This is a genomic window from Micromonospora alfalfae (assembly GCF_022230925.1).
GTDB lineage: Bacteria > Actinomycetota > Actinomycetes > Mycobacteriales > Micromonosporaceae > Micromonospora > Micromonospora alfalfae.
This window is the reverse complement of record NZ_JAKKFH010000008.1, coordinates 15729-28768: the sequence shown is the minus strand read 5'-3', so window position 1 is coordinate 28768 and position 13040 is coordinate 15729. Positions and strand designations below refer to the sequence as shown.

General features: G+C 71.3%; 12 protein-coding genes. 8 read left to right on the top strand and 4 right to left on the bottom strand.

The features are described from left to right. Positions 1-109: 109 nt before the first annotated feature. From MED01_RS06815 to MED01_RS06800, 4 genes are all read left to right on the top strand, one after another. Positions 110-1651 carry a flavin-containing monooxygenase gene (locus MED01_RS06815; RefSeq protein WP_238667649.1) on the top strand — a complete coding sequence of 514 codons (1542 nt, stop codon included), beginning with the start codon at positions 110-112 and terminating at the stop codon, positions 1649-1651. Positions 1652-1767: 116 nt separating this feature from the next. Then, positions 1768-2967 (top strand): low temperature requirement protein A, encoded by a 1200-nt coding sequence (locus tag MED01_RS06810; protein WP_238667648.1) that lies wholly within the window; start codon positions 1768-1770, stop codon positions 2965-2967. Positions 2968-3125: 158 nt separating this feature from the next. Further along, positions 3126-4022: an acetyltransferase gene (locus tag MED01_RS06805; protein WP_238667647.1), complete on the top strand. Its 897-nt coding sequence runs from the start codon at positions 3126-3128 to the stop codon at positions 4020-4022. 75 nt (positions 4023-4097) lie between these two features. Then, entirely contained in the window at positions 4098-5084 is a 987-nt protein-coding gene (locus tag MED01_RS06800) for an alpha/beta fold hydrolase (protein ID WP_238667646.1), read from the top strand. A gap of 54 nt (positions 5085-5138) precedes the next feature. Here the strand turns inward: MED01_RS06800 and MED01_RS06795 are convergent, their stop codons facing one another. Continuing rightward, positions 5139-5678, bottom strand: a complete 540-nt coding sequence (locus tag MED01_RS06795) for a DUF308 domain-containing protein (RefSeq protein WP_238667645.1) — start codon at positions 5676-5678, stop codon at positions 5139-5141. 246 nt (positions 5679-5924) lie between these two features. On the opposite strand from MED01_RS06795, the gene MED01_RS06790 reads away from it, so the two are divergent. Together MED01_RS06790 and MED01_RS06785 are read left to right on the top strand one after the other, a co-directional pair. Further along, positions 5925-6527, top strand: coding sequence for a VOC family protein (locus tag MED01_RS06790; protein ID WP_238667644.1), 603 nt, complete (start codon positions 5925-5927; stop codon positions 6525-6527). A 108-nt stretch (positions 6528-6635) separates the two neighbouring features. Then, positions 6636-9392 carry a helix-turn-helix transcriptional regulator gene (locus tag MED01_RS06785; RefSeq protein ID WP_238667643.1) on the top strand — a complete coding sequence of 919 codons (2757 nt, stop codon included), beginning with the start codon at positions 6636-6638 and terminating at the stop codon, positions 9390-9392. On the opposite strand, the gene MED01_RS06780 is transcribed toward MED01_RS06785, so the two are convergent. The 3 genes from MED01_RS06780 to MED01_RS06770 all read right to left on the bottom strand — a co-directional run bounded on the left by MED01_RS06780 (position 9386) and on the right by MED01_RS06770 (position 11885). After that, positions 9386-10303, bottom strand: a complete 918-nt coding sequence (locus tag MED01_RS06780; protein WP_238667642.1) for an NADP-dependent oxidoreductase — start codon at positions 10301-10303, stop codon at positions 9386-9388. The two genes, MED01_RS06785 and MED01_RS06780, sit on opposite strands and share 7 nt — an antisense overlap. 89 nt (positions 10304-10392) lie before the next feature. Continuing rightward, positions 10393-10770, bottom strand: a complete 378-nt coding sequence (locus MED01_RS06775; protein WP_238667641.1) for a nuclear transport factor 2 family protein — start codon at positions 10768-10770, stop codon at positions 10393-10395. An 11-nt stretch (positions 10771-10781) separates the two neighbouring features. Then, on the bottom strand, positions 10782-11885 hold the full coding sequence (locus tag MED01_RS06770) for an aldo/keto reductase (RefSeq protein ID WP_238667640.1): 1104 nt from the start codon (positions 11883-11885) through the stop codon (positions 10782-10784). 133 nt (positions 11886-12018) lie between these two features. Between MED01_RS06770 and MED01_RS06765 the strand changes: the two genes are divergently transcribed. Next, positions 12019-12624, top strand: coding sequence for a TetR/AcrR family transcriptional regulator (locus tag MED01_RS06765; protein ID WP_238667639.1), 606 nt, complete (start codon positions 12019-12021; stop codon positions 12622-12624). 59 nt (positions 12625-12683) lie between these two features. Beyond that, positions 12684-12863: a hypothetical protein gene (locus MED01_RS06760; protein WP_238667638.1), complete on the top strand. Its 180-nt coding sequence runs from the start codon at positions 12684-12686 to the stop codon at positions 12861-12863. The last annotated feature ends 177 nt before the right edge of the window (positions 12864-13040 follow it).

Here is a 13040-nt window from a genome sequence, read left to right as displayed (position 1 = left end):
GGACAGCGCCCGCGTCGCGCGGATAGCGACCTTCCCGGTCTGCTCGCTAGCGTGCGACCACCGCGGGCGGTCAGCGCCGGCACGGTTCGTACGTCCTTCGGAGGAGATCATGAGGATTGCCGTCGTCGGTGCCGGATTCGCCGGTGTGAGCGCAGCGAAGGTGCTGCGGCAGAGCGGGTTCGACGTCACAGTGTTCGAACGCGCGCCAGACGTCGGTGGGGTGTGGAGTCGTACCCGCCGATACCCCGGCCTGCACACCCAGAACGACAAGGGCACCTACCACCTCTCCGACCTGCCGATGCCCGCCGACTACCCGCAGTGGCCGTCGGGAGAGCAGGTCCAGCGGTACCTGGAGAGCTACGTGGAGAAGTTCGACCTGGCCGGCGCGCTGCGCCTGTCCACGGAGGTCGCCTCGGCCGAGCTTGTCAACGACGAGACCGGGTGGCTGGTCACCTCGCGGCCGGCGGGCGCCCAGGCCCCGCTGACAGTGGAACGGTACGACCACCTGATCGTGGCCAACGGCATCTTCTCCGACCCGTTCGTCCCGTCCTTCGACGGGCACGCGAGCTTCACCGAAGCCGGTGGGCGCGTCCTGGCGACGGGGGAGTTCCACGACCTCGAGGCGGCCCGAGGTAAGAACGTCCTCGTGGTCGGGTACGGCAAGTCGTCCTGCGACGTGGCGGTCCCGGTGAGCGAGGTGGCCGCCCAGACCCACGTGGTGGCGCGCGAGCTGCTCTGGAAGATGCCCCGCAAGCTCGGCGGTGCGCTCAACTACAAGTACCTGCTGCTCACCCGGATGGGTGAGGCGCTCTTCCGCTACCTGCACCTGAGGGGCTTCGAGCGGTTCCTGCACGGCCCGGGGAACGGTCTGCGCCGACGCATGGTCGACAGCGTCGGCGCTGTCGCGACCCGGCAGTTCAAGCTGCGCGAGCTGGGTCTGGTGCCCAAGGGCAGCTTCGAGGACATCGCCCGCAGCACTGTCAGCCTCGGCACCGAGGGCTTCTTCGAGCGGGTCACCGACGGCCGCATCGCCGTGCACCGGGAACAGGTGATCACCGAGTTGCTTGTCGACGGTGGCCGACCCGCCGCCCGCCTGGCCGACGGCACTGTGCTCCCCGCCGACCTGGTGATCTGTGGCACCGGCTTCCGCCAGCACGTGCCGTTCTTCGACGACGCGTTGCACGCCCGGCTCCAGGACGACGCCGGTAACTTCATGCTCTACCGGCAGATCCTGCCGATCGGCGTGCCGCGGCTGACGTTCGCCGGCTACAACTCGTCGTTCTTCAGCCCGCTCAGCGCGGAGATGGCGGCGGTCTGGACGGCCGCGTACCTGCGGGGTGGGATCACACTGCCGACCGAGGTCCGGATGCGCGACGAGGTGCGCGCCCGGCTGTTCTGGATGGCGACGCGCACCAACGGGCGGCACGCACGCGGCACGAACATCATCCCGTTCTCGATGCACAACGTCGACGAGGTGCTCGACGAGTTGGGGCTCAACGTCGGCCCGCTGACCCGGGCCCGGCAGTGGCTGTTCCCCGTCGACCCGGGCTCGTACCGCAGGGTGACGGCACAGATGATCAGGCGTACCGCCGACCCGGTATCCGCCATCAGCGACGGAGACCCGATGAAGATGGATAAAATACGCAGATAGGGATCAAGCGGGGGGCGGTCGGCGAGGGAGGCTCGGGGACGATGGCAGCGGAACAGGGTCGCCACAGTGGTGCGCCCGTGCCGGCGGCCCCGGCCGGCTGAGCTGTCCCGCCGTCCGTGCTGAGGCGCACCGAGTTCTTTCGTGGACTCGGGGACAGTAGGAGCCCCCGCTCGGCGACCGTCCTGGAACTGCTCTTCGACATCGTCTACGTCTTCGCGCTGGCCCGCCTCGCCGGGCGGGTCGCTGACGACCTGACCATCGTCCGGCACACGCTGCTGTCCGAGGCGGGCCAGACCGTCCTGTTCTTCACGGCGATGTGGATGATCTGGTCGCTCAACGCCCTGCTGGCGAGCACCTACGACCCCCGGCGCCCCGATCTGCAGGTCGTCCTGCTGGCGACGATGTTCGGCACGCTGGTGCTGGCTGTCACCCTGCCGCAGGCGTTCGGCCAACGCGGCGTCGTCTTCGCCTGCACCTACGTCGTCATCCAGGTCGGTCGACCGCTCTTCCTGGTGTTCGCCCTGCGGGGCCACCCGGTGCACGCGTTCTCGCTCCGGGTGCTGACCTGGCACCTGGTCACCAGCGTGCTCTGGATCAGCGGCGGCATCAGCGGTGGTCTCGGTCGAGGCGTCTTCTGGACCATCGCGCTCGCCATCGAGATGATCGGCGCCGCCACCACCTACCCCCTGCCCCGCGTGGGCGGGAGACAGCTCAACAGCCTGGGGGTCACCGTCTCGGAGGCGCATCTCGCCGAGCGGTACAACCAGTTCTTCATGATCGCTCTCGCCGAGGTGGTGCTCGAAGCCGGTGCCGCGGTCAGCTTCCCGGGCTTCACCACCGAGGGAACCATCGCCCTCGTCGCCTCGTTCGTGACTGTCGTCTCGTTCTGGCGGATCTACTTCTACCACGTCAGATCCGGCCATGCCTCCACCCCGAGCGGGGAGGGGATCCGGCTGTCGCGGTGGGCGAGCTACAGCCTGCTGCTGATCGTCGGCGGCATCATCTGCACCGCCGTCGGCTTCGGCCAGGTCATCGAGGATCCACACCCGCCGATCGACTGGGCTCTGGTAGCCATCATCTTCGGCGGTCCGGTGCTGTTCCTGGTCGGGCGGAGCACCCTGGAGCGGGAGAGCCGAACCGCGCCACGGTGTCGGGCGCTGTACTACGGCGTGGTGGCGCTGGTCGTGACGGCCCCGGCGATGGTGCTGCTCCCGCCGGTCGCCGTGGCGGCCGTCGCGGCGGTGCTCCTGGCCGGCATCACCCTGTACGACCAGCGAGCCCACAAGCGCGGGGCGGAGACCAACCCGACGCTGTGACGGAGCATTGCGGGCCGGCGACTCCTGCGCGTATGGTCGTTCGGCACGCCGTCGAGCTGGAAGGAGGTCAGAACAATGTCCGATGTTCTGCGCCCCCTCCGCGCTCCGGCGTCCGCGCGGATCTGACCCGGGGCGCGCGCTTCCCGGAGGACCAACCCATGACTGATCTGGTCATCCGTCCGCTCGTCGCGGGCGAGGAAAACCTGTTCGACTCCATGCCCGATCCGCTGCCCCAACTGCGCCAGGTCGCGTACGCCGACGGGATCGCCGGCGGCGGCTACCGTCCCGAGAACACCTGGGTCGCGCTGCGCGCCGGCCGATTGGTGGGCCGCGCCGCCTGGCTCCTTCCGCCGGGCGCCGTCGGTGCCCCCTGGTTGGACCGGTTCGATCTGGACGCCGAACCGGAGGTGGGCGCCGAGCTGCTACGCGCCGCCCACGAGGCGCTCGGTGGTCCCGGTCTGTACTACGCCGCGCTGCCGGCACACTGGCGGCGTCGGCCCGAGGTGCTGGCCGTGGTGCAGGCGCCCATGGAGGCCGCCCGGCTCGCCGGGCTGGTCGAGCGGGGGGAGCGGCTCCGCTGTTCCTGGACGGGCACCCCCCTGCCGGCATCCTCCGGGCGGTACGACTTCCGCGCGCCCGTCGACGTGGCGGAGATCAAGGCCCTGGTCGCCAGGGTCGCCGAGCCGGACGTGCTGACCGGCGTCGAGATCGCACGGGTGGTCGGCGGCGTGGATCTCGCCACCGACCCGCTGGCCTGGTTGGGCGAGAACACCGAGGGGTGGCGTATCGCCCTGGCGGCCGGCGACCCGGTCGGGCTGGTCGGCACGGCCGGAGACGCCTGCTACCCCCTGCTCGCCTATCTCGGCCTCCTCGACGAGGCGGCCCGACCCGAGCTGCTGGCCGAGGCGGTCCGGGTGCTGGCCGCCGGCGGTGCCCGCGAGGTCATCGCCGACGTGGCATCCCACCGGGTGACGGTGCTGGCGGAGTTGGAGCGGACCGGCTTTCGACAATTGCGGTCCCGGGTCGTCTTCGCGCCGCCGAACAGCCAGGAATAGCTGACCGGGTGCGCCCGGTCACCCGGGCGCACCCCCTCAGCCAGCGCCGGGCGCGGCCCCTGTCAGCATCTGACCATGCCGGAGATCATCGCGCTCCTCGTCGGCGGGTTGGCGCTCGTCGGGGCAGCGGTCGCCGGGCTCTATCTCTGGCCGGTGGGCCGCCGCGGGCTACCTGTCGCGCCTCCCCGACCGCTCGACTTCGACACCGCCACCCGTGCCGCCGCGGCCGTCATCGCCGCCGAGACGGCCGATCCGGAGGTGCGGCCTGAGTCGCGCAGCCGGCTGCTGAGCCACGGCTCCCGTACCGGCCGGGCCGTGCTGCTGTTGCACGGGTACACCCTCGCGCCCGAGCAGTACGCGGGGTTGGCCGAGGAGTTCTTCGACAGTGGATACAACGTCTGGATCCCCCGGGCGCCCCAGCACGGGACCGTCGACCGGCGGGCCCACCACCGGGTCGAGGCCGGTGAGCTGACGACGTACGCCGCGCAGGGGTGGGCCGTCGCGGCTGCCCTCGGAGACGAGGTAGGCGTCGTGGGGATCTCCGGGGGCGCCGTGCTGGCCGCCTGGCTGGCCCAGGTGCCGGGCAACGTCGTACGGCATCTGCTGTTGCTGTCGCCGTTCTTCGGTCCGAACCCGCGACAGGCGCCGGCCTACGCCGTGAAGCCGCTCATCGTGCTGTACGGGCGTCGCGTTCTCCGGGACCGCGTCACGTCGCGCGGATACTCGCTCGCCGCCGTCACCCAGTACCTGACGATCGCCCGTACCCTGCCGAATCCGCCCCGGCGGACCGGACTGCGGACCGCGGCGGTCGCGATCAGCCCGCTCGACGGCGTGGTGGACCTCAGGGCAGCGGTCGACGTGCCACGCCGGATCGCCGACGCGAACGCGATACCGCTGCGGGTGTGCACCCTGCCGGAGACGTTGGGCGTCGAACACAACACCCTCAACCTCGCCGCCCTCGGCGCGGACGGCGACGAGTGGCGCAGACGATACGTCGCGCTCTACGAGGGTGAGGCCGCGCCGACCTCCGGACTCGCCGGGACGACCAGCAGCGGCGATTGACAGTCGACGACGCCGTGGTGGCAGGTGAGCCCCTGCCACCACGGCGTCGGTTGGTCAGACCCGGACGGTCTGTCGGCGCTGCCGCCAGGCGAGGCTCGCGGCTTGCAGGACGAAGAAGACACCGCCGGCCGCTGTGTAGACGATCAGCATGCTGAGGTTCGGCTCCGCTCCGAGGGCGGCGGGCAGGTAGGTCGCGCCAGCGATGACCGAGAGCGCGCCAGCGATCAGCATCGGCCACTGGCGGCCGAGTTCGGGGCTGTTGCGGCGGATGGCGACGGTGAACTGGGCCACGCCGGAGACGATCGCCCAGACGCCGAAGGTGAAGAGCACGGCGCCGATCCCGCTGCTTGCCGCCAGCCCCAGGGCGAGTGCCGCCAGGGCGCTGAGCGTGGTGTTGAAGATCTGCAGCTTGCGGGCCGGGGTGCCAGGGTCCTCGCGGGCGTCGAGCAGCGAGGCCACCACGTCGATGAGCGGATACGCGATCAGGAGGACCACGGTGATGGCGGTGAGCGAGTCGCTGACGGTCGAGAATCCGGCGGCCCAGGCGATCGCCACGAGGCCACGGACGAGGTAGATGCGAAAGAGGGGAGACATCCGAGTGTCAGCTTTCTGCCGGTCGTGTCGGTTACCCCGATGACTCTCCCGGCCGTGCCGCCGGATCGCCCCAGGGAGACACCCTGGCCGAGGCACTGGCCTCCGACCGACCTGGCCTTCAGCGCGCTGGCCCAGCGACCCCAGGGCGCTGGCCAGGGGTAGTCCCTGGGGCGACCGGTGGGTCCTGGGCGCGACGGTGAACACCGGACGACAAACGGCGTCCGGTGCCACAAAGGAGTGAAGATCGTGGATTTCAAGCTTGAGGTCATCGTCCTGCCGGTCTCGGACGTGGACCGGGCCCGGGACTTCTATCACAAGGTCGGTTTCCGGCAGGACGTCGACTACGTCGCCCCGGACGGCTTTCGCGTCGTACACCTCACCCCGCCCGGCTCGGCGTCCTCGATCATCATTGGTGACGGGGTGTCCGGCGCAGCACCGGGATCGGTGCAGGGCATACACCTGGTGGTGGACGACGTGGTCGCCGCCCGCGCGGAACTGGTCGCCCGTGGAATCGAGGTGAGCGAGGTCTTCCACGACGCCGGGGGCGTGTTCCACCACGCCGGCACGCGCGACCGGGTGACCGGCCCGCAGCCGGAGCGACGCTCGTACGGGTCGTTCGCGTCGTTCAACGACCCGGACGGCAACGGCTTCGTCCTCCAGGAGGTCACCGTGCGGCAACCGGGACGGATCACCCACGTCGTCTACGGCTCGGTGCCCGAGGTGGAGCACGCCCTGCGCGACGCCGCCGCGGCGCACGGCCGGCACGAGGCGGAACTCGGTCACGAGGACGCGGACTGGCCGATCTGGTACGCCGACTACATGGCCCGGACCGCCGGCCTCGGCGCCTGACTTCCGCGCGGTCCCTCGCGCAGGCGACGCGCGGGGGACCGCCCTCTGAGCTGGCCGGACCCGGAATCGGTGATCTCACTCGGTGTACCCTCCGCCGGGGAGGATGACGTGCCGAGTAACACCGAGATTTCCGCGCTGCGGGGGCGTCGGCGCGAGCGGGACACGCTCGACCGGCTCCTGCGTGACGTCCGCGCCGGGCACAGCCGGGTGCTGGTGCTTCGTGGTGAGGCGGGTGCCGGCAAGAGCGCGCTCCTGGACTACCTCAGCGAGCACCCGTCGGCCGGTCGGGTGACCCGGGCCGCCGGGGTGGAGCCGGAGTCCGAGATCGCGTACTCGGCGCTTCAGCAACTCTGCGCACCGCTGCTCGGACACCTCGACGGGTTGCCGGAGCCACAACGGCTCGCCCTCGCCACCGCCTTTGGGCTGAGCCTCGGCGAGCCACCGGAAGGGCTGCTCATCGGGCTCGCCGTCCTCGGGTTGCTCGCCGAGGCCGCAGCGGAACGGCCACTGGTCTGCATCGTGGACGACGTGCAGTGGATGGACCGAATGTCGGAGGTCATCCTCACCTTCGTCGCCCGCCGGCTGGACGAGGAGTCGATCGCGCTGGTCTTCGCCTCCCGCAGCCCGGGGGACGAACAGATCCTCGGCAGCCTGCCGGAGCTGCGGGTCGACGGCTTGCCGGCCGCGGAGGCGCGGGCGCTGCTGGATTCGGTGCTACCCGGCCCGGTGGACGACCGGGTTCGCGACCGGATCGTCGCCGAGACGCGCGGCAACCCGCTCGCCCTGCTCGAGCTGCCACGCGGCCTGACACCGGCGGAGCTAGCGTTCGGGTTCGGCGGACAGGCCGCAACGCCCCTGGTGAGCCGGATGGAGGAGGGCTTCCGGCGGCGCATCACGGCGCTTCCGGCGGACACTCGTCGACTCCTGCTCGCTGCGGCGGTCGAGCCGCTCGGCGACGTGACGCTGCTGTGGCGCGCCCTGAAGCGGTTGGGGGTCGGACCGGACGCCGCCGCGCCGGCCGAGGCCGCCGGCCTGGTCGAGTTGGGGACGAGGGTGCGGTTTCGGCACCCGCTGGTGCGTTCGGCCGTGTGGCGGTCGGCCGAGGCCGCCGAACTGCGTGAGGTGCATCGTGCGCTCGCCGAGGCGACCGACCTGGACCACGACCCCGACCGCCGCGCCTGGCATCGGGCGCACGCCGCCGTTGGACCCGACGAGGAGGTCGCTGCGGAACTGGAGCGTTCGGCCGGTCGCGCCCTCGCCCGGGGCGGCCGGTCCGCCGCCGCGTCCTTCCTCGAACGCGCCGTCGAGCTGACCTCGGACCCGAAGGCGCGCGCCGCACGGGCCTTGGGCGCGGCGCGGGCCCGGTTGGACGCCGGGGAACTGAAACAGGTCCCGGGCCTGCTGGCGGCCGCCGAGCTGGGTCCACTCGAACCGTTGCAGCAGGCCGGGGTGGAACGTCTGCGGGCTCAGGTCGCGTTCGCGCTCAACCCCGGCAACGCGGCGGGTCCACCACTGCTCGCGGCCGCCCGCCGGCTTGAGGGCCTGGATTCCCCGACGGCACGCTTGACGTACCTCTCGGCGGTGGGTGCCGCCGTGCACGCCGGTCGGCTCGGTGGCGGCAACCTGCGTCGGGCAGCCGCAGCGGCCCGCGGCGTGCCGGCCGGTGACGAGCCGGCAGACCTGTTCCTGACCGGCCTCACGGCATGGACCCTCGACGGGTACGCGTCCGCCGTCCCGCATCTCCGCCGGGCTCTCGAAACCATGACGGCGGACGAGAACCTACATCTGCTCTGGCTGGCCGGACCGGTCGCGCACGAGGTGTGGGACGACGCTGCCTGGCTCCGGCTCACCGAGCGGGCGGTCGGCTTCGCCCGCGCCACCGGTGCGCTGTCGCTGCTGCCCACAGCGTTGTCGTTCCGCTCCGGTGCTCTGGTGTTCGCGGGTCGGTTCGCCGACGCGGCCGGTCTGCTCGACGAGGCCGATGCCCTCGGCCAGGCCACCGGGATGGCCGTGCATCCGTCCGCCTCGCTCACCCTGGCCGCCCACCGTGGCCGGGAGCTGCCCGCGATGGAGCTGATCGACGCCACCGTCAAGGACGCCGACGCACGTGGCGAGGGCCGCCTGCTCGGCCTGGCCGGCTACGCCAGGGCGGTGCTGGCCAACGGGCTCGGCCACTATCCCGGCGCGCTGGAAGCCGCACGGCAGGCGGCTGAGTACGAGGATCTCGCCGTGTACAACTGGACGCTCGGCGAGCTGGTCGAGGCCGCCGTACGCGCCGGGGACGCGGAGGTGGCCGCCGAGGCGAGCGAGCGCCTCGCGGAGCGTACCGGCGCAGCCGGCACGGGCTGGGCGTTCGGCGTGCAGGCCCTCGCCGACGCCCTGACGGGAAGGTCGGGGAGAGCCGAGGACCGGTACCGCGAGGCGGTCGAGCGGTTCACGGATGGCCAGCTCGGTCTGCAACTGGCCCGGGCCCGGCTGCTCTACGGCGAGTGGTTGCGTCGGGAGAACCGTCGCGCCGACGCCCGGACCCAGCTGCGTGCCGCGCACGAGGCGTTCGCCACGATGGGCGCGGAGGGCTTCGCCGAGCGCGCGAGCCGGGAACTTCTCGCCACCGGCGAGACGGTCCGCAAGCGAACCCTCGGCGTACCCGTCGAGCTCACTCCACAGGAGGCGCAGATCGCGCGTCTCGCGGTCGCGGGGCGGACCAACCCGGAGATCGGCGCCGCGCTGTTCCTCAGCCCGCGTACGGTCGAGTGGCACCTGCGCAAGGTCTTCACCAAGCTCGGCATCGGGTCGCGCAGGGAGCTGGCGGCGTCCCTGCGCGACCGCTGGCCGCAGCAGGTAGCGGACCCCCTCGTTCAGTGACTGAGCACGACCTTGCCCGACAGGCGGCCGGCGGCGTGGCGACGGTGTACCTCGACGATCTCGGCCATCGGGAGACGCTCGCTGACGCCTGGCGAGATCCCGTCGGCGTCCACCCGGCGGGCAATCTCGTTGAGGTGGGCGGGATCCCAGCGGACGGTCATGACCATCGCGTGCACCGCGCGGCGGGGGTCCGTTGCCGCGGACGAGGTGATGGAGACCAGACGACCCCCCGGCGCAATGAGGGCGACGAGCCGATTCAGGCCGGACCCGTCGATGGGAGCCGTGTTGAACACAGCGTCGACCGGCCCGGTCAGCCGGTCGACCGTGTAGTCCAGGATCTGGTCGGGGCCGGCCGACTGGGCTGCCGTGATGCTGGCGGGACCCGCCACTCCCAGAACGGTCGCGCCGGCCAGCTTGGCGAACTGCACGGCCAACCGACCGACGCCACCGCCCGCGCCGTTGACCAGGATGCGCTGGCCGGGCCGGACCCGCAGGTGGTCGTGAATGCCCTGCCAGGCGGTGAGCCCGGCGATCGGCAGGGCGGCGGCGTCGGCGAGCGGGATGCTCGTTGGCGCGGGGACCACCAGCGCCGCCGGAGCGAGGGTGAACTCACCGGTGGCGCCGTCCGCCGGTCGCGGCAGAGCCGCGATGACCCGGTCGCCGACCGCGTGGCCGGTGACACCCGGGCCGAGTTCGACGATCGTGCCAGCGACGTCGGTGCCGGGGATGTGCGGCATCCGGACGGGATGGGAATGGTGCAGGACACCTGCTCTGATGACGGCGTCCGCCGGGTTGAACGACGTGCCCGCGACCTTGATCAAGACCTCGCCGGAACCGGGGACCGGCACGGGTGCCTCCTCGTAGCGGAGCACCTCCGGTCCGCCGTACTCGTGCATTCGGATCGCGTGCATGTCTTCCTCCAGCGGGATTTGCGGCAAAAGGGGGTGCCCGCGGCCGTGGCCCGGTGCTGCGGGTTCGTGGCCGGGGGCACGCGGGCGGGTCAGCCGGTGACGAGCTTCTGGGCGTACTCCGGGTTGGTGTAGTCACGCCAGGCGGCGATCTTGCCGTCGCGGATCTCGTAGATCGCCATGTTCATGACCGGCGCCACCGGCCGGCCCGGCAGCCCGAGGCCGTGGACCTGCTCGGCGATCACGACATCGCCGTCGACCGCCTGGTGCACGGTCGCGAACTGGACCTCCGCGAACGTCCCGAAGACGCCGCGCCACACCTCCACGACCGCGTCCCGGCCGCGCACCTGCTGGTCGCCGTACGCGTGGAACACGACCTCGGGGTGCAGGTAGGGCACGAGGCGGTCCGCGTCCTTGGTGTTGAACGCCTCGACGAACTCACGAACCAGGGTGTTGTTGCGCTGTGTCATGTCCGGTCCCTTCACTTGGTCGGCCCGGCGGCGGCGTTGAACACCGGCGGGGCGTAGCCGGCCGGCTTGTCGCCGATGCCGAGGCCGGGGCTCACCACCCAGGACTGGTACTGCGGGGTGAACATGCCGTACGGCAGCCCGAGGTCCGGGGCGCTGGCCTCGTCGAGCCGGCGACGGGCGTCGGCCGGGATCTCGAAGTCGAGCGCCTCGAAGTTGCTGCTGACCTGCTCGGCGCTGCTCGCCCCGATGATCACCGAGGCGACGGCGGGCTGGGTGGCGACCCAGTTGATCGCGACCTGGGCCATGCTGCGACCCAGGTCGGTGGCCACGCTCTCGAGGGCTTCGATGACCTTCCAGTCGTTGGGGCTGATCTCCCGACCCGCGGCGCTGGGGTTGGTCAACCGGCCGGTCCCGCTCAGGCCCTCGCTGGTCCGTCGGTACTTGCCACTGAGCAGGCCACCGCCGATCGGGCTCCACGCGGTGAGGCCCATGCCCAGGTTCTGGGCCATCGACACGAACTCGGCCTCGATGCCCCGGCCGACAAGCGAGTACGGGAGCTGCATGTTGATCATTGGGGCCAGGCCGTGCGCCTCTGCGTAGCTCTGCGCGCGGGCCGCGTACCAGGCCGGTACGTCGGAGAGCCCGGCGTACCGGATCTTGCCGGAGCGCACCAGGTCGTCGAGGGTGTGCACGACCTCCTCGACCGGGGTGATCCGGTCCCAGGTGTGCAGCAGGTACAGGTCGATGTAGTCGGTGCCGAGCCGGCGCAGCGACGCCTCCACGGCCCGCATGATGTGCTTGCGGCCGTTGCCGCTGGCGTTCGGGTCGGCCGGGTCGACGGTGTTGGTGAACTTGCTGGTGAGTACGAGCCGTTCGCGGACGCCGGCCCGGTCGATCAGGCGGCCGAGGATCTTCTCGCTCTCCCCGGCGGTGTAGAAGTCCGCCGTGTCGATGAAGTTCCCGCCCGCCTCCAGATACTGGCGGAAGATCGGCTCTGACTCCTCCTCGGTCTTGCCGTACGCGGCGTGGAACCCGTCGACGCCGAAGTTCATGGTGCCCAGCGCCAGCCGGCTCACCCGCAGACCGGACCGCCCGAGCAGGTAGTAGTGGTTCACGGTGGTGCCCTCCCGATCGTGGTGTCGGCCCGTTGCGGACCGCGTGTTCCAGACCTTTGCTCGGCAAAAATGGACCTGCAAGTCCAAAATCCGACGTAGGGTTGGACCCCCCAGGTCCAGAACAGGAGTTCTCATGACACGGGCGTTGACCCGCAAGGGCGAGGCGACCCGGGCGCGGATCGTCGCCGGTGCGGCCGCCGAGATCCGTGAGCGCGGCGTCGACGAGGTCCGCCTCGAGGACGTGATGGCCCACACCGGCACCAGCAAGGGCCAGCTCTTCCACTACTTCCCCGACGGGAAGGAGGGATTGCTGCTCGCGGTGGCCCAGCACGAGGCCGACCAGGTCCTGCTCGACCAGGAGCCGATGCTCAGCAACCTGACGTCCTGGCCGGCTTGGTTGGCGTGGCGCGAGCGGCTGATCGAGCGCTACCGCGCGCAGGGGGTGAAATGCCCGCTCAACGGTCTCCTCGGCCAGACCGGGCGGCGGGCGCCGGGCGCGCAGGCAATCGTGACCGGGCTCATGTGGCGCTGGCAGAACGCGATCGTCGACGGCATCCGGCACATGCAGTCGACCGGGGACATCGCCTCGGAGGTGGACGCCGACCGCTCCGCCGCGGCGCTGCTCGCCGGCATCCAGGGCGGCGTCCTCCTGCTGCTCTCCACCGGAAAGACCGACCACCTCGAAGCCGTCCTCGACCTCACCATCGACTCGCTGCGGGCCGGTGCCCGAACGGCCTGACCGTGTCAGGATCTGCTCGTCTGGCCGTACCGGTCACAGTCGGAGAGAGGCGGTCGGTCATGTCAGCAGGAACGGCGGCGGCACTGGTGGGCGGCGGAGTCGTGATCTTCGCCGGCCTGCTGCTGGTGATCATCGGTGTGCTGGGGCGTCGCGCTCGGGCCGGGCGACTGGCAGGCCGATACACGTCCCGCCGGGGCAACTCGTCGGACAACAGCTCGTCGAGCATGGGCGGGAGCTGAACCGAAGCCAGCGACGCCGAGTTATTCTTGCGCCCGAGTTGTCGGAGATCGGAGCAGGCGTGGCAGGTGACGACGACATCTCCGGGTGAGCACCCGGACCGGCCGCCGACGGGCGCGTGATCGCGCCTTTGTCGCCGCGGCCTCCGTCGTCATGTCCTGCTCCGCCGGGGTGCCGGT

Coding starts and splice junctions, on each gene's coding strand:
- MED01_RS06800 (WP_238667646.1), top strand. CDS start 4,098: ATGCCGGAGATCATCGCGCTCCTCGTCGGCGGGTTGGCGCTCGTCGGG.
- MED01_RS06760 (WP_238667638.1), top strand. CDS start 12,684: ATGTCAGCAGGAACGGCGGCGGCACTGGTGGGCGGCGGAGTCGTGATC.
- MED01_RS06795 (WP_238667645.1), bottom strand. CDS start 5,678: ATGTCTCCCCTCTTTCGCATCTACCTCGTCCGTGGCCTCGTGGCGATC.
- MED01_RS06805 (WP_238667647.1), top strand. CDS start 3,126: ATGACTGATCTGGTCATCCGTCCGCTCGTCGCGGGCGAGGAAAACCTG.
- MED01_RS06780 (WP_238667642.1), bottom strand. CDS start 10,303: ATGCACGCGATCCGAATGCACGAGTACGGCGGACCGGAGGTGCTCCGC.
- MED01_RS06775 (WP_238667641.1), bottom strand. CDS start 10,770: ATGACACAGCGCAACAACACCCTGGTTCGTGAGTTCGTCGAGGCGTTC.
- MED01_RS06815 (WP_238667649.1), top strand. CDS start 110: ATGAGGATTGCCGTCGTCGGTGCCGGATTCGCCGGTGTGAGCGCAGCG.
- MED01_RS06765 (WP_238667639.1), top strand. CDS start 12,019: ATGACACGGGCGTTGACCCGCAAGGGCGAGGCGACCCGGGCGCGGATC.